This is a genomic window from Lysinibacillus sp. FSL R5-0849 (genome assembly GCF_038595075.1).
Taxonomy (GTDB): Bacteria; Bacillota; Bacilli; order Bacillales_A; family Planococcaceae; genus Lysinibacillus; species Lysinibacillus fusiformis.
In genome coordinates this window covers 2,814,611-2,837,042 of record NZ_CP152004.1, presented here as the reverse complement: position 1 = coordinate 2,837,042, position 22,432 = coordinate 2,814,611, and the positions used below count along the sequence as shown (strand labels likewise).

The following is a 22,432-nucleotide window of genomic DNA, read 5'->3' as shown; positions in this document are numbered from 1 at the left end:
ACACTACCGCGGGGGTGAGCGCTTCTCGCTTGTAAACAATGAATCAATTGGCTCCCAAAGACCGATTAAGATGAAAATGGATAGTTCGTTTATTTATCCATTAGTAGTGTCACAAGAATCCAGTTTATACATTGGATTCTTTTTTGTTGTAATTTATACAGTATACATTTATGTCTATAGTGAAAAAGCGTTTTTTCGAGTATCTATCATTGATTTCCTTGAGAGTAATGTGTGGGTAAACGGAATTTTTATAAGAAAAATAAAAGACTATTAATTTATAAAAATACACTTGTTTTTATTTTTATAACATGATACTATTCGTGTATAAACTTTTAATTGAATGTATAAACATACATATCTGTAGAGCAATGGAGGCGCATTTTTTATGGCAAATAAAAAGGTTGTACTAGCATATTCAGGTGGACTTGATACTTCGGTAGCAATTCCATGGTTAAAAGAACAAGGTTGGGACGTTATCGCAGTATGTCTTGACGTTGGTGAAGGGAAAGATCTGGAGTTTGTAAAAAACAAAGCTCTACAAGTAGGAGCGATTGAATCTTATATGGTGGATGCAAAGGATGAATTTGCTGAAAACTATGCATTAATTTCATTACAAGCACACACATGGTATGAACAAAAGTATCCATTAGTGTCAGCTCTTTCTCGTCCATTAATCTCGAAAAAATTGGTTGAGATTGCGAACCAAGTAGGTGCGGATGCTGTAGCTCATGGTTGCACAGGTAAAGGAAATGACCAAGTTCGTTTTGAAGTTTCTATTAAAGCATTAAATCCTGATCTAGAGGTATTAGCACCAGTGCGTGAGTGGGGCTGGAGCCGTGATGAGGAAATTGAATATGCGATGAAACATAATGTACCTATTCCTGCAACATTAGATTCTCCATTTTCAATTGACCAAAACTTATGGGGTCGTGCAAATGAAGCGGGCATTATGGAAGATCCATGGGTATCTCCACCAGAAGAAGCTTATGGCTTAACGGTTTCAGTAGAAAACGCACCAAATGAAGCAGAGTATGTGGAAATCGAATTCGTGGCTGGTAAACCAATTGCTTTAAACGGAAAAGAAATGAAGCTTGCTGATTTAATTCAGGAATTAAACGCAGTTGCAGGTGCACATGGCATTGGACGTATCGATCACGTTGAAAATCGTTTAGTAGGTATTAAATCTCGTGAGGTTTATGAAATTCCTGGTGCTAAGGTGTTGTTAACGGCTCATAAGGAGCTTGAAGATTTAACACTTGTCAAAGAATTAGCCCACTTCAAGCCAGTTATTGAGAAAAAACTATCTGAATTAATTTATGATGGTCTATGGTTCTCTCCATTACGTGATGCACTTGAGGCATTCCTTGCCCAATCACAGCAATATGTGAATGGTACAGTGCGTGTGAAATTATTCAAAGGGCATGCCATTGTAGAAGGACGTAAATCACCAAATTCACTATACAATGAAAAATTAGCCACATATTCGAAGGAAGATCAATTCAACCACGCTTCCGCTGTTGGCTTTATCGAACTATGGGGTCTACCGACTGTAGTGAACTCAGCTGTTAATAAAAAGTAATCGTAATAAGCAGGGTGGGGTGAGGCATTTGTGCTTGACCTACACCTTTTGAAAAGTAATAAAGGAAAAGGTGAGCTGACATGACAAAACTTTGGGGTGGACGTTTCCAAAAATCAGCAGAAGCATGGGTAGATGAATTCGGTGCATCCATTGGCTTTGATCAACAACTTGTGCTAGAGGATCTTGAAGGTAGTGTTGCACATGTCACAATGCTTGGCGCAACAGGGATTTTACCAACAGCTGATGTAGAGGCCATACTTAGTGGTCTTGCCCAACTGAAAGAAAAGGCAATAGCAGGTGAGCTTGAATTTAGCATTGCTAATGAAGATATACACTTAAATTTAGAAAAGATGCTCATTGATTTAATTGGTCCTGTTGGTGGCAAACTACATACAGGACGTAGCCGTAATGACCAAGTTGCGACGGATATGCATCTCTTTTTGAAAAAGCGTGTCCAGGAAACGATTGATTTAATTGCTATATTCCAACAAACTTTATTAGTCCAAGCCGAGGAGCATATTGAAAAGATTGCACCGGGCTATACACATTTACAACGAGCTCAGCCAATTTCTTTTGCCCATCATTTAATGGCCTATTTTTGGATGCTAGAGCGTGATAAGCAACGCTTCACAGAATCCATGAAACGCATTGATATTTTGCCATTAGGGGCAGGAGCGATGGCAGGGACAACATTCCCAATAGACCGTTTAAAATCAGCAGAATTACTAGGATTTAATGATGTTTATGCCAACTCGATGGATGCTGTAAGTGACCGTGACTTTATTGTAGAATTTTTAAGCAATGCATCCTTGTTAATGGCTCATTTATCGCGCTTTGCTGAGGAAATTATTTTATGGTCTACAGATGAATTTAAATTTATCGAATTGGATGATGCCTTTTCAACAGGTTCTTCCATTATGCCACAAAAGAAAAATCCTGATATGGCTGAGCTCATTCGAGGCAAAACAGGGCGTGTTTATGGAAATCTAATGGGCTTGTTAACGGTTTTAAAGGGAACACCATTAACGTACAACAAAGATATGCAAGAAGATAAAGAAGGCATGTTTGATACAGTGCATACGATTCTTGGTTCTCTGAAAATCTTTGAAGGTATGGTTCGTACGATGACTGTCAATAAGGAACGTTTACAGCAAGCTGTTCATGCTGACTTCTCGAACGCAACAGAGCTAGCTGATTACCTTGCTACAAAAGGTATGCCTTTCCGTGAGGCACATGAGGTGACAGGTAAACTTGTGTTCACATGTATTCAAAAAGGCATTTACTTATTAGATTTACCATTGGATGAGATGAAGCGTGAAAGCGAGCTAATTGATTCGGATATTTATGATGTATTAGCGCCAGAAGCAGCTGTCCGACGCCGTCACTCCCTTGGGGGAACTGGCTTTGACCAAGTCAAAATTCAAATTGAAAAAGCCCAAGCTTGTCTAGTTGTCCAACATTAATTTTGCGTGCATGTCCTCGTGACTTTTGCATAGATATTCATTAAAGCTGTCCTGTGAGGCGCTATGAAAACCTTATCCTTTTTCAACAAAGCCAGAGGGTGACGTGAAAAAGAGTACCTTACATACGTGAAGGACAATCCCCAATTCTGGAGACGCGGAATTGGGGTTTTTGTATGAAAACGTGGTAAGAGGACAAAATGCTTGAGCGTTTTTTAAAAGACTTGATACAATTAAGCAATAGATTACAGCAGAAGATGCTACAAGGATGGTCGTATCCAAAGCTTTAGTAGATATAGAATCGTTTACGTAAAATGATTATTGAATTTTCGAATGGTGGTGTCTATGCACGATCAGGACTTAATAATTGTCGCTTCTCAGCAATTGTACATGGTGTAACACCACAAGACCAACATAGATATTCAACGTGGCTTGCATACTGGATGAACAAAAATGGTAGAGGGATTTTTATAAGAAATGATTGTACGCCAAAGAAAAGATTATCATCATGCATAAACAAATGGGCAATGGTTCATAATAAGAGCGGAAACACTTATTAATCTAACCTGATGGGGAGGATGCAGAATGAGTAATAGTCAAACACCCAAAGACCAAGAATCTCAGGAAAGTCCGCCACAGCTGTGGATGGTTGAAGCTTCTTAAAGCTTAAGCCTAAAGGTGAAGCAGAGTTCTGTTTCACTGTAGATTAAGGTGAAGCGTAAACCATTCCAGTAAAAAATCAAATAGAAGCAATAAGTGTCCATGGATCCAGAATTTTTCTGGATCCTTTTTTATGCTGCTTTTTAATGGGGGAGGTGGAGAAACTACAATAATACCTACATTTGACAATGAAAACAATCTGTACTACTCTATATAGAACAGATTCTATTTGATGTCCATTAGCCTATCAATTAATGGAATAGCTGTGCGATTGCTCTAAAGAGCGAAATTATTCCAGTGAATTTTAAAACAATGGAAGTAGGGGTATTATGCTAATAAATAGTAGGCATTTTTGGCACCACCATTTCACCTTTGGAAAAGGGCATTTTTTATTCCAATACATACGATCCATCCTTGTAAGTTAAGAACAATAAGGCATTGGTGGGATAGTCAATTTTGCAAAATGGTGTTACATGACAATCAGTAGGGCAGTATGGCCAATTTTATTAGTAAGTTTCACATAGAGAGGGAGATTAAATTGAAAAAATTGTTTGTGTTATGCTGTACGCTTTTACTTTTAGCTGGCTGTGGGCAAAAGGAAGAGATTGTAGAAAATAAAGAGACCAAAGGGGAAAGTGCCATGAGCGAACAGTTTATTGGAAAATGGGAAGGCAATATTGAAACACCGAATGGACAGCTACCCATCATTGTTGATTTACAGAAAAATAGTGGTACTCTATCCGTGCCAGCACAGGGCATATCTAATTTCCCGTTGAAGAGTGTGAACTATACAGGTGATCAGGTAAGCGTTTCCATTCATTTAAACGGCTCAGTAATTGCTATTAATGGTACTTTCAAAAATGAACAAATAGAAGCTACATTTCAACAAAATGGTGGGACCTTCCCACTTATCTTACAAGCATATAAAGAGGAACCAGTAACTTATGAAACAGTAAAGATTCCCGTTCAGCAAGGTGACCTCATAGTGGCTCTTCAAAAAGCCAATGCGACATCTCCATCACCCGTCGCAGTTATTATCGCTGGCTCTGGACCGACAGATAAGGATGGTAATTCAGTTTTAGCTGGTAAAAATAATAGTTTAAAAATGATGGCTGAAGGCTTGGCTCAGGAGGGAATCACAACTGTACGCTATGATAAACGGGGTATTGGGGATAATCAAGCACTCTTGACGAAAGAAGAAGATGTGACGTTTGACCAATTTGTTGAAGATGCAGTGCAAATCATCCAATCATTGCAGGCTAATAAAGCCTATACAAGTGTTCATGTCATTGGACATAGTGAAGGCTCATTAATTGGTTTATTAGCGGCTCAAAAAACAGGAGTAGCATCCTTTGTTTCGATTGCAGGTGCTGGACGTCCAATGGATGAAGTATTAGTGGAGCAATTAAAAAGTCAGCTAGCGCCAAATTTATTCAAAGAATCAAAGGACATTTTGACAGCTCTAAAGCAAGGAAAGCAAGTGGAAAATATTTCGCCCGAATTACAAGCAGTCTTCCGTCCTTCTGTACAGCCCTTCCTTATTTCCGTGTTAAAGTATAATCCAGCCACAGAGCTTGGAAAAGTAAAGAGTCCTGTACTACTTGTGCAAGGAACGACTGATTTACAAGTGAAGGAAGTCGATGCAGAGGCATTGAAGAAAGGTAACCCTGATGCAACGCTACTTTATATGGAAGGGATGAACCATGTGTTGAAAAAGGCACCAGAAGACTATGCCGCAAATTTAGCAACGTATGCAGACCCAACACTTCCACTACATGAGGATTTACTACCAGCGATTCAACAATTTATTTATGGAAAGTAGGCTGAGTCACTGTGGGTGTTTTTGTATATTTAATCATCATGCTTCCATTTCTCATCTTTGCCCTTGTATTATCACAGGGGAAAGGAACTTTTTTAATTGCTGGCTTTAACACAATGTCACAAGACGAAAAAGATACGTATGACGAAATAGCACTTGCAAAATTTATGGGGAAGATGATGTATGGCTACTGTTTTTGTGTACTTTTATGGGTGCTAAATGAACTATTTCACACACAGTGGTTATTTATTGTCGGTCTTGTTCTTTTTGTAGTGCTTACGATTTTTTTAATGATCTATATGAACACAGGCAATCGATTCAAAAAATAAACAATACAAAGAAGGACTTGATCGCAACAATGACAAGTCCTTTTTTTGTGAGAATCATTATCATTTATCAAGAATTCTGTTAAACTAGAGCCATGTCAATGGTTAAACTAGAAGGAGTGCTTGAGCTAAATGAAATTAAGCGACCATATACTTTTGTGGAATCACGCGTACATTAAAATCATGGATATACGTTTTACAATGATGGAACAAGGAGAAGCATTCGGCCCTTATCCATTGCCTACGAATGCCTTTCTGTATACAAAAAGAGGCGATGCTCAAATATGGGTCGATAAAAATAGGCATTTGGTACAATCCTTTCATGCTTTTCATGCAGGCAAAGGGGTCTGTATACAGATTGTAGCAGAGAAGGAATTTGAGTATTTTCTGATTTTCTATAAAACCACTCTACCGTTACCAAATCGACAAGAAATTGTAGCTTTGTTGGAAAACGACAATCCGTTTCAATACCAGTATGCTTTCGCACCAGCTAATCCACTTACTCTGCTTGATAAAGTGGAGCAAATGAATACGGTTTGGCTACAACCCAATGAAAAAGAGCTGAAACGTTTACATATAAAAGCATTGTTTTATCAATATATTTATGAATTACTACGACAAATGCATGCCCAGGGAATTCACCCTATAAAGCCAGATATAGTTACAGAAGCAGTTCGTTATATAGAGGAACATTATCAGAGGCCATTGACACTTGAAAAGCTGGCTCAGGAATTATCTTGTAGTGTAGGTTATTTATCTAAGTTATTTAAAGAAAAAATGCATACTAGCCCGATTCATTATTTGGGTGTAATACGTATAAATAAAGCAGCAAAATTGCTAGTACAAACAGATGCGACATTGCAGGACATTGCGGATCATGTTGGTTATCCAGATGGCTATTCATTAAGTCGAAGCTTTAAACGACATAAGGGCATTTCTCCAGCTCAATTTAAAAGAGCGTGGAAACAAAAAAGCCAAGATGAAGAATTGCCACTTTGGAGAAGAAGATATGCTATTCTCCCCAATCATATCGAATGGTATATTGATGATGAAATTGAAAATCATTATCAACGAAAGGGAGCAAGCGAAATGTCGAAGTTTAAAAACATGAAGGTAACGGCCATGACGTTGTTTATGTGTCTATCATTATTATTAGCTGCATGCTCAAATGCAACAACTACAAATGGAGCCACACCAGCTGCCAATCAAGAAACAAAGGCGAATAGTGGACAAGAAGTGATGCAGGAAGGGAAAACAAGAATTGTTTCTACGCCAAGAGGTGATGTTGAAATTCCAGCACAGCCACAGCGTGTAGCGGCTGATCAATATATGGGACAACTATTAAAGCTAGGCATTATTCCAATCGGGGTTCGTGAAGGAATGTTAACGGAAGGGTGGATAGAAAAATCTGGTATTCCGCAAGAAACACTCGATAAAATTGAGAATTTAGGTAATTTTCCAATGAACCCGGAAAAACTCATTATGTTAGAGCCAGATTTAATTATTGGATCAATTGAAAAAAATATTGAACAATACGAAAAAATAGGAACGACAGTTTTTATCCCGTATTGGGAAGAACTTTCAACGGCAGGGCCTTTGGAAAAATTCAGAAGAATTGCTGAAGTATTTGGTAAAGAGCAAGAAGCGGAGGAATGGATAAAAGGATATGAACGCAAGGTAGAAGATGCTCGAGAACAAATAGAAGGTATCATTAAGGAAGGCGAAACGGTGTCAATTGTGCAATTAAGCCCTACAGGTTTGTTTGTGTTAGCTGCTGAGGGTGGGAATTATGGTAGTAATACCATTTATCAGATGTTGAAATTACCTCCTACAGAACAAGCATTAAATATGAAAGAAGGCTTTGAAAATATTTCGTTAGAGGTGCTGCCCGAGTATTTAGGTGATCATGTATTTGTCTATGTGAATTCGCAAGAAGATGCGGAGGAGATATTGAATAGCCCTATTTGGCAAGGAGCCCCTGCTGTGAAAAATGGCAATGTCTATATGTATGGTGAATTCGATGATGAATTCGTCATGGAGGATCCATATTCTTTAGATCTTCAGCTAGAGAAAGTTGTCAACGTTTTATTAGAGAAGAAACAGTGACCAACATAACCTGAACTTGTTTTAGCATAAACATAAACCCTCCTCGGTGGCTTGTTTTAGAGGAGGGTCTATGCTGCGATTGGTCCTAATGACAATAATTTATGCATGTTGTATGACTATTTTATATATATTAATAGCATAGAATTTATGAAATGAAGTAGAGCCTATTAAGCATGGTTCTACTTTTTATCAATATTTAAAAAACTGAATATTTAGGAAATTAAAAATTTAATGTCGCGAATATGCTCGAAAAAGGGCTAATTTTCTTCTTTTCTGTAAAAATAGAATTTTTAGAATAATAAGTATTATTATAGAGGACATTAAAAAATTAATAGGTAAGGAGAATTATTTAATATGTCTCAAATGTTAGCACTGACGATAGTACTTGCTATTCTTTACATCGGAGATATTGTCGCAACAAGAACAAAGGCTTGGATTCCATCTGTGTTCGTCTGTGCGGTATTATTTTTAATTGGCTATTGGACGTTTTTCCCGAAAGATATTGTTAGTATTGCCGGGATCGGTCCAGTAGTTGCCACGATGTTAATGTATTTATTAATTACCAATATGGGGACACTTCTGTCACTCAAGGAATTGAAAAACCAGTGGAAGGCAATTGTCATTTCATTGGCCGGTATTGTAGGAATTATTGCTATTTTATTTACTATTGGCGCCATGATTTTTGATTTGAAAACAATGATTGTGGCAGTTCCACCATTAGTTGGAGGAGTTGTGGCTGCATTAGTCATGTCAGAAGGTGCCTCGGCAGCTGGCTTAGAGGATTTAGCAGTTTTTGCAATTGTTATTTATGTCATTCAAGGATTTGCAGGCTATCCGATTACTTCAATTGTATTAAAACGTGAAGCAAAACGTTTATTAAAAGAACACCAACAAGGTAAGCTACATACGATTTCACAAGTGCAGGAAGAAGAAAACGCTGCTACTGAACAGCCTAAATTATTGAGGAAGATACCTGCAAATTATAATACAGAATATTTTAAATTTTTCCGTTTAGCGCTTGTTGGTTTATTGGCCTACGGTACATCGACCGTATTAGCTCCAATTGTGACAGTTAATGCACTAGTACTGTGCTTAGTATTTGGTGTACTCGCTTCAACAATTGGTTTTTTAGAAAAACAACCGTTACAAAAAGCAAATGGCTTTGGCTTTGCCATTATGGGCTTAATGCTCTTTATATTCGACGGCTTAAAACAGGCAACCCCTGAAATGCTAATGCGCATTATTGTGCCGTTAGTTGTTTCGATTGTCCTAGCTGTAGTCGGCATGTATATTTTCTCGTTCATCGCAGGGAAAATATTAAAAGTTAGCCCGAACTTAGCGTTTGCAGTTTCCTTAACAGCGCTATATGGTTTCCCCGCAGATTATATTTTAACGAATGAAGTGGTGAAATCATCGACGACGGATGAAAAAGAGCGTGAAATGCTGCTCAGTCGTATGCTGCCACCTATGCTTGTTGGAGGCTTCATTAGTGTAACCATAACATCGGTTATTTTAGCGGGTATTTTCGTCAATTGGTTATAAAAAAGGAGAGAGTAATCATGACTACTATTAAACCTATCATTGCTGATCTTAACAGCGAGCTTGTGGCAATTCGTCAAAAATTACATAGTGAGCCTGAGCTTTCGTGGGAGGAATATGAAACAACGAATTATGTAGCAGCTTATTTAGATAAGCTAGGTATTCCTTATAGACGAACAGAACCCACAGGTATTATTGCTGAATTAAAAGGGAACAAGGAAGGAAAAACAGTTGCCCTACGAGCGGATATGGATGCCTTATCCGTTTATGAAATTCGAGAGGATATTCCATATCGATCTAAAACAAATGGAAAGATGCATGCATGTGGTCATGATGCCCATACAGCCATGCTATTAATTGCCGCTAAAACTTTACATGCAGTCCGTGACGAAATAGAAGGGACAGTTCGATTTATTTTCCAGCCTGCTGAAGAAGTTGCTACAGGGGCAAAAGCAATGGTTGAGCAGGGCGCTATGGAAGATGTAGATAATGCATTCGGTATTCATATTTGGTCACAAATAGACACAGGAAAAATCCAGTGCAATAAAGGACCTGCGTTTGCCTCTGCCGATATTTTTAAAGTAACTTTCAAAGGTCAGGGTGGTCATGCTGCAGCTCCACATGATGCTATCGATGCAGTGATGATTGCTTCGACCTTTGCGTTGAATGTTCAAACGGTTGTATCGCGTACGGTGAATCCACTTCGCCCAGCTGTCTTAACCATTGGTAAAATGGATGTCGGTACCCGTTTCAATGTAATTGCCGAAGACGCTATTTTGGAAGGAACTGTGCGTTGCTTCGATCAAGACGTTCGTACGCATATGGAAGCACAAATTCGCCATTATGCTGATCAAGTTGCAACACTCTATGGTGGAACAGCTGAGGTTATTTATGAATACGGTACTCAAGCCGTCAACAACGATACAGCTAGTGCCGACTTAGTTGAACGTTTAGCAATTGAGCATTTTGGTACTGAAGCTTATCATTTAGACGACCCAACGATGGGTGGCGAGGATTTCAGCTTTTATTTAGATGAAGTGCCAGGCTGTTTTGCATTAGTAGGTTCTGGAAATACAGAAAAAGATACACGCTGGGCACATCATAATGGCCATTTCGATATTGACGAAGATGGTTTGCGCATTGGAACAGAATTATATGTGCAATATGCGTTAACTTGGCTACAAGAAAATAAATAATATGAAAACGTAAGCGGTTATTTTCGTCGTTGTATAATTCCATCCTAGCTGGTCATAATAAAAAAGATTTCACTTATGAAATCTATAATGATGAGGAGGATGAAAAATGAGTAGGTTCGAACAATTAGACCCCAAATCTCAAAAAATCCACCGCAACTGGTCAAGGATTAAGCGATCAAAATCGCAAGTAAACGGGGAAACGGAGATCACTCTTCATAACCGTCTCTTGCGAAGCGAAGCAAAGGCCCGTCAGTTTTAATCATGCTAGAAAAGTAAGTGTCATCAAGCCCAGAAATTTTCTGGGCTTTTCTTTTTGTGTAAAATTTAATGTATGATAATACTGAAAAGGAATTGAATAAAAAGGGGAGTGAAGCCAACTATGAACAATCTTATTCCTACTTATTTACAGCATGTCACAACAAGGATTCAACAGCCAGAAGGGGTCGAATCACAATTACAGCTTTGCTCTACTTCAAATAATACGCAATTTGAAATTTGGTATTATGGTGATTTATTAGCCTTAGAAGGGGAGGTTTTACCATTCATTTCAGGTTCGACTGCTAATATAGTTGCCAAGGACCCTTTAACAGCAGAGGAAATTTTGCTTTTTGATGCGACTCTACACGGTTATAATGCGTTGTTTTGTGATGACTATACAGAAGAACAACGCGGCAACCGTCCTCTGCAGCTATATAATATGCCCGCCACTGAGGTTATCTTATCATTTTTTTATAACATTGATTATGATGAAGAAGTGGATGACTATGAGGTCGATGAACAAGGAAATGTACAGTTAATGAATGGTGAAACAACAGATTGGGAGACGGTAAAAAGAAATGGCTATGATGCATTTGCTTTTTATTACAAAAAAGAGGATGGAACATTATTAGCATTTGCCCAGGAAGAATTAGCTTAGCGTGAAAGGAATTAAATTCAATGCAACTATTTGTTTTTTCTCAAGATTTAGCGAATCAAATTCACTCTTATGAGTCCATAAATGCGTATTATCAAAAAATCATGAAAACGGCAGTTCCCACGAATATAGGCTTTATCTATATTGAGCCAAATGGTGTGGTAGGCATGCATGAAGCACCTGTACCACAATTATTGATTGTTATTCAGGGTGAAGGCTGGGTTTGTGGTGAGGATGGAAAAAGAGTCGATATTGCAACAGGAGATGGCGTTCTTTGGCAACAAGGACAAGCACATGAATCTGGCAGTACAACAGGATTAACAGCGCTTGTTATTCAGGCCGAACAAATTAATCTTACATAAAGAAAACATGTGGTAGCGTACTGGGCAAATAGCGGAATGCATAAGACTGAAAAATGTATGCCAATTCCTGCTCTGATGAGAATAGTCCAATAAGACCCTCAAAAATAGGTGACGAGAAGCCGGCTTTGAATAGTAATTTCTTGTACGAAAGTAATGTCATTTTCTTGCATCTGACGTATAATAGATGTCAACACTTTTCACCTGCAATTCCAATTTTTATCTTTATTGTAAAGCACAATTAGATAGGGGGAAGACTTCATGCAAGTAGTTGAAAAAGCATTTGGCTATATTACAAGAGAGCATGGGGAGCAAATTCAAGTTCTCGTATTTGAACAAAATACAGTAGGGGCAGGTATTCAAGTTCCTAAAGGTACGATTGAACAAGGGGAAACACCGTTAGAGGCCGTAAAGCGGGAGATGCTGGAGGAGACAGGCCTAACAACACTTGTTGTTCAAGGGCTCATTGCACAGGATTACTTTAACCATCCATCAGGTGTTTTACAGAAACGTTATTTTTATCATTTAACTACCTCCGATGAAACAATGGAAACCTGGCAACATTATCCTACTGGGTTGAATGAAGCAGATTTACTTTTTTCTTTTTACTGGATATCAGCTGAGCAGGATACTTTGTTAGCAAAGGGGCATGGCGATTATTTATATCGCCTATTGGCTAAGGTGAAAAATTGAGCGTACAGAAAAACCGCGTCATTAATGGCGCGGTTTTAATGTTTATTCGATTAAGCCTTTGCAGCGACCTCTAAAGCCTGTGCGAAATCGTCTATTAAATCATCTACATGCTCGAGTCCTACAGAAAAACGTAAAAGTCCGTCTGTGATCCCACGTTTGGCACGTTCCTCAGGCTCCATAGCGGCATGGCTCATCTTTGCCGGATAGGAAAGAATGGATTCTACACCACCAAGTGAGACAGCGAAAACTGGGATTTTCATTGCCTCGACTAATGCTTTTGCGGAGGTATAGCTTGGTAAGCGGAAAGATAAAACTGCTCCAGAACTTGTACTTTGACGCTGATGGATGTCATGACCTGGATGTGAGGATAGTCCAGGGTAATAGACTTGTTCTACCAGTGTATGAGTTGCTAAAAACTCAGCAATTTTTTGAGCAGATTGTGTAGAACGGCTAAAACGGACATCTGTCGTTTTAATGTTTTGCAAGAGTGTAAATGAATCCTGTACACCCAAAATATTGCCAAATGAATTTTGGATAAAGTATAAGTCCTGTCCTAGCTTTTCATCAGCTGTGACTGTTAATCCTGCAATAATATCAGAATGCCCCGATAAAAACTTCGTCGCACTATGAATAACGACATCAACACCTAGTTCTAACGGACGTTGATGTAATGGCGTCATAAATGTATTATCCAAAAATGTGAGACATCGGTGTTGTTTCGCCAGCTCTACCACACCACGAATATCGGTAATGCCTAACGTTGGATTAGATGGTGTTTCCATATAAAGCAGTTTTGTAGCCGGCGTTATTGCAGCTTCCACGGCTGCTAAATCCGTGAAATCTACAAAAGTGTGGGAAATCCCAAAGCGTGGTAATACCTTTGTCACAAAACGATATGTTCCACCATAAACATCTTCAGTCATGACGATATGGTCGCCCTGTGATAACAGCATTAAAGCGGCTGAAACCGCAGCAATCCCTGAAGAAAAGGCATGGGCACGAACTCCACCTTCAAGCTCTGCTATCGCTTTTTCTAGAGCATCACGCGTAGGGTTACCGGAACGCGCATAATCATATTCGCCAAACTCATCTATACTCTCTTGGTGGAAAGTAGAGGAAAGGTACATAGGAACATTAACTGCCCCTTTTTTATTTGAGTAGCCATCACGAACACCCGCATGAATGAGGCTAGTTTCTATATGTTGCTTCATCATTATGCCTCTTTTCTTAGGATATCAAATACTTGTTGTAAGTCTGCAATTAAATCTTCTGCTTCCTCAATACCAACTGAGAAGCGTAGTAAACGATCACAAACGCCACGTTCAACTCGTTCTTCATAAGGCATATCTGCATGTGTTTGAGTAGCTGGATATGTAATAAAGCTTTCCACACCCCCAAGACTTTCAGCAAAAGTGATTAACTTTAAGTTACGAAGGAATGGGTCAATCCATTCTGGTTTTTGTAAACGAAATGACAGCATACCACCTTTTCCTGTATAAAGGACATCTGTAACTAGTGCCTCTTCCTCTAAGTAAGCAGCAATAGCTTTGGCATTGGCATCATGTTGCTTTAAGCGAAGGTGCATTGTTTTTAAGCCACGAATAAGTAACCAAGAATCCATAGCACCAAGCACCATGCCACTACCATTATGAATAAAGCCAATGCGTTCAGCTAATTCTGTGCCTTTAGCTACTACGATCCCAGCTAAGACATCATTATGTCCGCCAATATATTTTGTTGCGGAGTGAAGCACAATGTCTGCTCCCAAATCAATAGGACGTTGGAAGTATGGTGTATAGAATGTATTATCTACAATTAACAAAGCACCGTGTTTATGTGCAAGCTCAGCATACACTTGTAAATCAAATTCCTGCATAAGCGGATTCGTTGGTGTTTCGATGAATAATGCACGTGTATTTTCATTTATTAATGCTTCTACCTGCTCCACTGATTCGAATTTTGAATAAACAGGCTTAATATTATATGTCTCTTGGAAGAAGTTAAATAGTCTATATGTACCGCCGTATAAATCATCTGGCACCACTAATTCATCGCCTGGTTTAAATATAGATAATACTAATTGGATGGCAGCCATCCCAGAGCTACAGGCAAAGCCCATATCGCCACCCTCTAAATCAGCAAAGCCTGCTTCTAAAAGAGCACGGGTTGGATTTTTTGTACGTGTGTAGTCAAAGCCTGTAGATTCCCCGATCCCAGCATGTTTATAAGCCGTTGATAAATGAATAGGTGGACTAACCGCTCCCGTTGTTGGGTCACTTAAATTACCTAGTTGTACAAGTTTTGTTTCAATGCTTCTGTTTAATGTCATGACGTCACTCTTTTCTCCAATATTATGTAAAGCGGGACTATTCGCTTTTCATTTAATAGTAGTAATCTCAATAATTGTTACCAATTTAACATGGATATTCAAGAAGAACAAGGGTGATTTCAGAAAATTAGCTAGATTATTTTATGTTAATCACGTAGGAATAGTAGGTTATAAAGGGGGATGGATCATTTCTATGTCTGACAATGCGGCTTCCCTGGGAAGTAAGTTCATTAATCGTTGAGGGAGCAGTGTGGATTTGAAGAAAAGCCATTGGAAGTATTTTTCTGCTAATGAAAAAAAATCTGCCTCATTGAAATGAGACAGATTCGAAGTAGCGATAGATATTAGGCTTGTTCCTTTTTTAATAAATCGCGGATTTCTTTTAGAAGCTCTTCCTTGGCATCCAGCTCAGGAGTGGGTTCTTCCACGACTGCTTCTTCCTTTTTATTGGTAAGCTTCGTCATAATTCGTAAAGCCATAAAAATTGCAAACGCAATAATTAAAAAATCAATAATTGATTGTAAAAATACGCCTAATTTGATTTGGGCGTCACCTGAGCCGTAGACAAAGCTTGCTGTTAAATCAATACCACCTGTTAACACACCAACTAATGGCATAATGATATTTTCAACTAAGGAGGTTACAATTTTACCGAAAGCACCACCAATGACAACTGCTACTGCTAAATCGATAATATTGCCTTTCATCGCAAATTCTTTAAAGTCTTTCCACAAAATAAAATTCCTCCCTATTATGATCCATAAAATTAATCAATTTGTATTTTACTATATTTTTCCCAAGTCTTTCAACTGCTTTCGTAGTGGAAATGATGTCCTATGCTGCTAGGTTGTATGACTTAAAAAATTTCGCAACTTATTTCGGAAAATTTGGTAATATGGAAGTAGACTACTAGATTAGGTGTGACTTATGGCTAAAAAAAAGAATAACAAACCGATGTTATCACCCGCGACAAAATTGGGTATGATAGCATTATTGATTCCAATTGCAATAACTGTATACGTCCTTACTTTTTTTGCTTGGAAGGAGCTTCAAACCTTACCGATTTTTGAAAAGCTTGCTCAGGAAAAGGCGATAGAAGAAATTCAGGAGCATTTTGATATAAGCATTCCTGAAAAATTTATTCCTGTATACATAGCGGCGGAGGAGAAGTATGGCGTACCTTGGACCTTACTTGCTGCACATCATCGCATTGAGACTCGTTTTTCGACAGTGAAAACGATGGTATCGTCAGCAGGTGCAGAGGGGCATATGCAATTTATGCCTTGCACATTTGTTGGCTGGAAGCATCCCACTTGCTCAGGTTTAGGGAAGGGCGATATATCCAAGACTGAACTAATGAGCCCGCAGACCATTGCGAAATACGGGGGATATGGAGTTGATGCAAATGGCGATGGGGTTGCTGATCCATATGACATAGAGGATGCAGTTTTTAGTGCAGCTAATTACTTGTCGAAATATGGTGCTGCACAAGGTGAAATTAAAAAGGCAGTTTTTCAATATAATCACAGTGAGGAATATGTGGAAGATGTGTTGTCTTACTATCAATTGTACAACGCTTATCACGATGAGTTAAAAGCAGCAGTTCTTTTACATCAAGAAAAATAAAGAGCCATCACATTGGATGGCTCTTCATCGCATATTTAAGTTGCTTTACGCATACCTTTGAGAATAAGGCTTACGATAAATATCAGCACGATAGCACCGATTAACGCAGGGAATACGTAGAAATCACTAACTCTCCAGCCCCAGTTCCCTAAAACCATACTACCGATCCAAGAACCGACAATCCCCGCAATAATATTTCCAATGATACCACCAGGTACATCCTTACCTAAAATTACGCCTGCTAACCATCCAAGAATCCCTCCGATGATTAAATACCAAATGAAACTAATCATATTTCTCATCTCCTTAAAGTTAAGATATAATGGCGATTACTTAGTTATACCCTGAATGAAGCAGATTAAACGTTGCCATCTTTTTTTGTAATAATTACATGATTTTATCCGGCTGTCTTTAACCTTGCAGCTCTTTCACCATGTCAATTGATCGTTAGCTGGAGTGACAGCCAAATCATCTGCATAAATTGTTGTGAAAATGCCTACATTACATATAACAGCTTTTATATGATACATACACCGATTATCGCTTACTTCTATAGTATGTTTGCGCATTCAAATCGTACCTAAAATACATTCATCTACTTTCGAAAGAAATGAATGAGCCTTTTCTAAAATTATTTGCAAAAACAGCCTATTCATTCGTAAAAATTTTTTTGATTCATCACCTCAATCGCCCATGCATAAATTTATTTAGCACATTGCTAATAGGTAGTCTTTTTAAATGGGTAATTTTCCATTATTTGAATAGTTTGAAAAATGAACTAAAAAAGAATATAATGTGAAAAAGGAGCGTGTTATATATGAATATGGCTGTAATGAAACGATTAAATCGTCAAGGTTTACTAATTGCGGGCTTGCATTTGTTAGTTTTATTAAATCTAGCAGCGGATTTCCTCTACGCATCGTAACCAATTTAATAGAAAGGTGAATGAAATGTTTGTCCCATTTTAAAAACAACCGTGTAGGCATTGTTAGTTAACTGCTCACGGTTGTTTTTATTTTGATTAAAGGAATTATTCTATTACATGTCTAATACTTAGTACTTAAAAGGGAGGGATTAAATGACAACAAGATGGGATCAACCGTTTGGTCATTTGGAACGGCCATTTGCGTGGTTGGATTTTGATGCACTTGATAAAAATATTCAAATTGTACAGGGTGCATGTGGGGGAAAACCAATTCGTCTAGCAACAAAATCGATTCGTTCAGTTGAGGTGCTTCGCTATATTCAACATCAGCTTGTGAATGTAGTAGGGTTTATGACTTTTACAGCAGCAGAGACAATTTTTTTACTACAGCAGCAGTTTGATGATGTATTACTGGGCTATCCAGTGATGGAAGAGACGGCTATACGTCAATTATTACACTTTGTTCAAGAGGGGAAAACCGTTACGTTTATGGTTGATCGACAGGAACATATCCAACTATTAGCGAAGTTAGGGAATGAAATGGGTGTGCGTGTCCCAATTTGCATCGATATTAATGTATCAAATGATTTCAAATTATTGTACTTTGGTACGAAACGTTCATCATTATATTCCCTTGAGACGTTAACTCCATTTTTGCAAGCCATAAAAAATAATCCTTCTATTGAAGTAGTAGGGGCCATGGGCTATGAGGCGCAAATCGCTGGTGTTGGTAATCGTCCAGCGAATGTATTAAAGGGTAGAGTAATAGAAGCCATGCAAGCACAGGCGAAAAAGCAGGTCACTCAATTTCGCCGATTAGCTATCGCTCATATTAAAGCCTATTTTCCAAATTTACGTTTTGTTAATGGAGGAGGCTCAGGTAGTATGACTTACACAACTCAGCAGAAAGAAGTGACTGAAATTACGGTTGGTTCTGCGTTTTATGCCCCTGCTCTGTTCGATCAATTTACCCATTTGCAGCTTGAAAAAGCAGCCGGATTCGCCTTACGTGTCACGAGACAGCCTGAAAAAAATATCGTTGTTTGTCATGGAGGGGGATATACAGCTTCTGGTGCGATCGGTAGTGATCGGTTACCTGTATTCTATGAACCTACCAATTTTGCATATCTTAGCTTAGAAGGGGCAGGAGAGGTGCAAACGCCGATTAAGGTCAAAGGGAAAAACATTGAAATTGGCGATACCATTTATTTTCGACATGCCAAGGCTGGGGAGCTTTGTGAACGATTCCAATTATTACATGGTGTTCGAGGGGACAAGTATGTAGGATCTTATACAACATACAGGGGGGATGGACAATGTTTTCTATAGAAAAATGGAAGAATGGAGAAAAATGGACTAACTGGGCTGGGAATGTTATTTCCTATCCAAGTGAAATGTATTTACCGCATTCCATTGAAGAAGTTTCAATGATTGTTAAACATGCACGCGAATCTGCAAAGACGATTCGTGTTACAGGTGCAGCACACTCGTTTAGCGCTGTGGCAATGCCGGAGCATATAGCTATTTCCTTACATAATATGCGCGGGTTAATCGCTGTGAATGAGGAAAAGCAGGAGGCTACATTATGGGCTGGAACCTATTTATATGAAATTGGACCAATGCTAGCAAAGCATGGATTTGCATTAATTAATATGGGAGATATTCAGGAGCAAACTATTGCAGGTGCCGTATCAACGGGGACTCATGGCACAGGTGTTACACTTGGTTCCTTATCCTCAGCCGTGATGTCGTGGGGATTTGTAGATGGGACGGGAACTTATCAGGAGCATCGACGAGGATTGGATGATTTGTCTGAAGCACTTCATGTAGCGCTAGGAATGCTCGGTATTCTTGTTAAAGTAACGATTAAAGTCATGCCATTATATGGTCTGCATTATGTGGGGGCAAGAGATACTTTAGCTAATGGACTCACCGGGTTTGCGGAGGATATCCAACAACATCGTCATGTGGAATGGTTTTATTTCCCTGGTAGTGAGACAATTCAAGTAAAGCGAATGAATGTTGTGGCTCCTGTCTATCAAAGCGAATGGAATAAGAAAATAGAGAACCTCAAGTTACAAATTGTAGAAAATGGTGCTTTTTTTGCGATGTCTGAGCTGTGTAAGTGGAAACCAGCTTTAAGTGGTGCCATGAGTAAAATAGCAGCGGCTAATGTGGTGGAAAGTGAAAAAATAGGTATAAGCTATGAAATTTATCCTTCACCTCGTAGTGTGAAGTTCCAGGAAAGTGAATATGCCATCCCATTATCTCAATTTGAAGCTTGTCTAGAGGAAATTCATGCAACCTTTAAAAAGGGTGTTTTTAATGTTCATTTTCCATTAGAATGTCGAACAACTGCAGGGGAAGCAGGTTTTTTAAGCCCTACACAGGGGCGTGAATCAGCCTTTATCGCCTTCCATATGTATAAAGGAATGTCAGAGGAGCCCTATTTTAAATGGGTGCATACGTTAATGCAGAAATATGAAGGTCGTCCACATTGGGGCAAACAACATCATTTAACCGCTCAAAAGGTTTATGAATTATATCCTGAAATTGAAAAATTTTTAAACATTCGACACCAATATGATCCCGATCATGTGTTTTTTACAGGATATTTAAAAAAATTATTTCTATTGTAAGCGCTATCTCCTTTTCCGCCCTTTCCAACTCTTTGTTCATATTTAGAAAATTATTGTTCTATATTTTTGAAAAATTAAAATATGAACGAAATGTCAAAATTTTTATCAAAGCGAGATAAAACTGATGCTTAATCAGCATGTAAACGATTTCAATTTTGATAGATTTTTTTAATTGTTTAAACAATTCAAAAAATAGTGTTGACGAGACCTTTTTTTCGTACTATGATAACAACAATTTAACACGTTCGTTACAGCAATAGTACTCTAGAATGCTGTTATCTATAAACAAAAAATAAATAGACAGAAGATTTTGATTTTGTATATAGCAACGAACATAGTATGGAAAGCAATAAATGAGGGGCGTTTAAAATGAGAAGTGACATGATAAAAGTAGGCGTAGATCGAGCGCCACATCGAAGTCTTTTATATGCAACAGGCAAAGTAAAAGCAAAAGATTTAGGCAAGCCATTTATTGGGGTTTGTAACTCTTATATCGACATAATACCAGGTCACGTTCATTTACGTACGTTCGCTGATGTTGTAAAAGAAGCCATTATTGAAGCGGGTGGTATTCCATTCGAATTTAATACAATTGGGGTCGATGATGGTATTGCAATGGGGCATATTGGTATGCGCTATTCATTACCAAGTCGTGAAATTATAGCAGACTCAGCTGAGACGGTTATTAATGCACACTGGTTTGATGGCGTATTTTATATTCCAAACTGTGACAAAATTACACCAGGTATGCTTATGGCAGCAGTTCGTACCAACGTACCATCAATTTTTGTGTCTGGTGGTCCAATGGAGGCCGGTACATCTGCATCAGGCAAACAGCTTTCATTAACGTCTGTTTTTGAAGGTGTCGGTGCTCATAAATCTGGAAATATGTCTGCCGAAGAGCTATTAGATATTGAAAATAATGCTTGTCCGACTTGCGGTTCCTGCTCAGGGATGTTTACCGCAAACTCTATGAACTGTTTAATGGAAATGCTAGGTGTTGCTTTACCAGGTAATGGAACAATCGTAGCTACTTCTGAAGAGCGTCATAAGCTCATTAAAGAAGCGGCGAAACAATTAATTCGTATGGTAAAGGAAGATATTAAGCCACGCGATATTATTACAAAAGAGGCAATTGACGATGCTTTTGCATTAGATATGGCTATGGGTGGATCTACTAACACGGTTCTACATACATTAGCCATTGCCAATGAAGCGGAAATAGATTACAACATTGAGGATATTAATAAAGTTGCAGAACGAGTACCTTATTTAGCAAAAATCATGCCTGCTTCCGATATTTCAATGGATGATATTAATAAAGCTGGTGGCGTTAGTGCCATTATTAATGAATTGGTGTCTATTCCAGGTGCTATACATCCTAATCGTCCAACAGTGGCAGGAGTGACAATGGGTGAGTTAGTTAAAGATCATCACATTACGAATAATCAAGTCATTCGAACGAAAGAAAATCCATATAGTGCTGTAGGTGGTTTATCGGTGTTATTCGGTAACATCGCACCAGAAGGCTCCGTGATTAAAGTCGGCGCAGTAGATCCTTCCATCCAAGTATTCAAAGGTCAAGCCATCGTTTTTGATTCACAGGAGGCAGCACAAGAAAATATTGATAATGGAATAGTGAAAGAGGGCCATGTCGTCGTCATTCGCTATGAAGGTCCTAAAGGTGGCCCAGGAATGCCGGAAATGCTGGCACCAACATCTGCGATTCAAGGTCGTGGCCTTGGTACAAAGGTGGCTTTAATCACAGATGGTCGTTTCTCAGGGGCATCACGCGGTATTTCAATCGGACATATTTCACCAGAAGCTGCTGAGGGTGGTCCAATTGCTTTAGTAGAAGACGGAGATATGATTGAAATTGATCTACCAAATCGTACGATTAATTTACAAGTTTCAGAGGAAGTTTTAGCTGAACGTCGAGCAAAATTACCAGTCTTTGAGCCTAAAATCAAACGAGGTTGGCTCGCAAGATACTCAAAATTAGTGACGAACGCTTCCACTGGTGGCGTTATGAAGATTTAAAACTAGATAAATGAAAACGTTGATGAGGTTAAAGGTTCTAGAGCCTTGTATCTACCAGAGAGCCGGTCGTGCTGGAAGCCGGCGATACAACTAGATCCGACATCCCCTCGGAGTGAGCTATTAAACGTGTTTACACCATTAGATAGCTTCGGGCATAGTCGAAAGTGCTCGTTATTAATGAATAAATGTTTTATGACACCCTATTGGATGCGGTATATTCCGC

The 22,432-nt window shown here is 38.7% G+C and carries 20 protein-coding genes; 15 read left to right on the top strand and 5 right to left on the bottom strand.

The window, feature by feature from the left end; translation table 11 throughout:
- Positions 1 to 385 precede the first annotated feature (385 nt).
- The 11 genes from MKY80_RS13900 (at position 386) to MKY80_RS13850 (ending at position 12,650) form a co-directional block, all read left to right on the top strand.
- A complete protein-coding gene (locus tag MKY80_RS13900) occupies positions 386 to 1,579 on the top strand; it encodes an argininosuccinate synthase (RefSeq protein WP_008178318.1) in 1,194 nt (397 codons plus the stop codon).
- Between the two features lie 80 nt (positions 1,580 to 1,659).
- Positions 1,660 to 3,042, top strand: coding sequence for an argininosuccinate lyase (argH, locus tag MKY80_RS13895; protein WP_239355177.1), 1,383 nt, complete (start codon positions 1,660 to 1,662; stop codon positions 3,040 to 3,042).
- 1,195 nt (positions 3,043 to 4,237) lie between these two features.
- Positions 4,238 to 5,521 carry an alpha/beta fold hydrolase gene (locus tag MKY80_RS13890; RefSeq protein WP_170110036.1) on the top strand — a complete coding sequence of 428 codons (1,284 nt, stop codon included), beginning with the start codon at positions 4,238 to 4,240 and terminating at the stop codon, positions 5,519 to 5,521.
- A gap of 11 nt (positions 5,522 to 5,532) precedes the next feature.
- Positions 5,533 to 5,847: a DUF3784 domain-containing protein gene (locus MKY80_RS13885; protein ID WP_008178323.1), complete on the top strand. Its 315-nt coding sequence runs from the start codon at positions 5,533 to 5,535 to the stop codon at positions 5,845 to 5,847.
- 198 nt (positions 5,848 to 6,045) lie between these two features.
- Positions 6,046 to 7,950, top strand: a complete 1,905-nt coding sequence (locus MKY80_RS13880; RefSeq protein ID WP_342529812.1) for an AraC family transcriptional regulator — start codon at positions 6,046 to 6,048, stop codon at positions 7,948 to 7,950.
- 354 nt (positions 7,951 to 8,304) lie between these two features.
- Entirely contained in the window at positions 8,305 to 9,492 is a 1,188-nt protein-coding gene (locus MKY80_RS13875; protein WP_089986320.1) for a hypothetical protein, read from the top strand.
- A 14-nt stretch (positions 9,493 to 9,506) separates the two neighbouring features.
- The gene (locus MKY80_RS13870; protein ID WP_342533064.1) at positions 9,507 to 10,685 is read left to right on the top strand and encodes an amidohydrolase; all 1,179 of its coding nucleotides are present in this window, start codon (positions 9,507 to 9,509) and stop codon (positions 10,683 to 10,685) included.
- Positions 10,686 to 10,791: 106 nt separating this feature from the next.
- Positions 10,792 to 10,944 (top strand): YpzG family protein, encoded by a 153-nt coding sequence (locus tag MKY80_RS13865; RefSeq protein WP_004231380.1) that lies wholly within the window; start codon positions 10,792 to 10,794, stop codon positions 10,942 to 10,944.
- 120 nt (positions 10,945 to 11,064) lie between these two features.
- Complete coding sequence (locus MKY80_RS13860) at positions 11,065 to 11,601, top strand: hypothetical protein (RefSeq protein ID WP_342529810.1); 537 nt, start codon at positions 11,065 to 11,067, stop codon at positions 11,599 to 11,601.
- Between the two features lie 20 nt (positions 11,602 to 11,621).
- A complete protein-coding gene (locus tag MKY80_RS13855) occupies positions 11,622 to 11,960 on the top strand; it encodes a cupin domain-containing protein (RefSeq protein WP_342529806.1) in 339 nt (112 codons plus the stop codon).
- 258 nt (positions 11,961 to 12,218) lie between these two features.
- Entirely contained in the window at positions 12,219 to 12,650 is a 432-nt protein-coding gene (locus MKY80_RS13850; protein WP_342529804.1) for an NUDIX domain-containing protein, read from the top strand.
- A 50-nt stretch (positions 12,651 to 12,700) separates the two neighbouring features.
- Here MKY80_RS13850 and MKY80_RS13845 read toward each other — a convergent pair whose 3' ends face one another.
- From MKY80_RS13845 to mscL, 3 genes are all read right to left on the bottom strand, one after another.
- Positions 12,701 to 13,861, bottom strand: coding sequence for an aminotransferase class I/II-fold pyridoxal phosphate-dependent enzyme (locus tag MKY80_RS13845; protein ID WP_342533063.1), 1,161 nt, complete (start codon positions 13,859 to 13,861; stop codon positions 12,701 to 12,703).
- Between the two features lie 2 nt (positions 13,862 to 13,863).
- A complete protein-coding gene (locus MKY80_RS13840) occupies positions 13,864 to 14,979 on the bottom strand; it encodes a methionine biosynthesis PLP-dependent protein (RefSeq protein WP_008180469.1) in 1,116 nt (371 codons plus the stop codon).
- Positions 14,980 to 15,323: 344 nt separating this feature from the next.
- The gene (gene mscL, locus MKY80_RS13835) at positions 15,324 to 15,713 is read right to left on the bottom strand and encodes a large conductance mechanosensitive channel protein MscL (RefSeq protein ID WP_008180473.1); all 390 of its coding nucleotides are present in this window, start codon (positions 15,711 to 15,713) and stop codon (positions 15,324 to 15,326) included.
- Between the two features lie 193 nt (positions 15,714 to 15,906).
- Here mscL and MKY80_RS13830 point away from each other — a divergent pair, with 193 nt between their 5' ends.
- Complete coding sequence (locus MKY80_RS13830; protein WP_008180475.1) at positions 15,907 to 16,605, top strand: lytic transglycosylase domain-containing protein; 699 nt, start codon at positions 15,907 to 15,909, stop codon at positions 16,603 to 16,605.
- A gap of 35 nt (positions 16,606 to 16,640) precedes the next feature.
- Here the strand turns inward: MKY80_RS13830 and MKY80_RS13825 are convergent, their stop codons facing one another.
- Positions 16,641 to 16,898, bottom strand: coding sequence for a GlsB/YeaQ/YmgE family stress response membrane protein (locus tag MKY80_RS13825; protein WP_004231402.1), 258 nt, complete (start codon positions 16,896 to 16,898; stop codon positions 16,641 to 16,643).
- Positions 16,899 to 17,033: 135 nt separating this feature from the next.
- Positions 17,034 to 17,174, bottom strand: a complete 141-nt coding sequence (locus MKY80_RS13820) for a hypothetical protein (RefSeq protein WP_171365090.1) — start codon at positions 17,172 to 17,174, stop codon at positions 17,034 to 17,036.
- A 509-nt stretch (positions 17,175 to 17,683) separates the two neighbouring features.
- Here MKY80_RS13820 and MKY80_RS13815 point away from each other — a divergent pair.
- The 3 genes from MKY80_RS13815 to ilvD all read left to right on the top strand — a co-directional run bounded on the left by MKY80_RS13815 (position 17,684) and on the right by ilvD (position 22,209).
- Positions 17,684 to 18,859 carry an amino acid deaminase/aldolase gene (locus MKY80_RS13815; RefSeq protein ID WP_089986326.1) on the top strand — a complete coding sequence of 392 codons (1,176 nt, stop codon included), beginning with the start codon at positions 17,684 to 17,686 and terminating at the stop codon, positions 18,857 to 18,859.
- Positions 18,847 to 20,169 carry a D-arabinono-1,4-lactone oxidase gene (locus MKY80_RS13810; protein WP_089986327.1) on the top strand — a complete coding sequence of 441 codons (1,323 nt, stop codon included), beginning with the start codon at positions 18,847 to 18,849 and terminating at the stop codon, positions 20,167 to 20,169. The genes MKY80_RS13815 and MKY80_RS13810 overlap by 13 nt, the downstream gene beginning before the upstream one ends.
- A gap of 369 nt (positions 20,170 to 20,538) precedes the next feature.
- On the top strand, positions 20,539 to 22,209 hold the full coding sequence (ilvD, locus tag MKY80_RS13805) for a dihydroxy-acid dehydratase (RefSeq protein WP_008180485.1): 1,671 nt from the start codon (positions 20,539 to 20,541) through the stop codon (positions 22,207 to 22,209).
- Positions 22,210 to 22,432 lie beyond the last annotated feature (223 nt).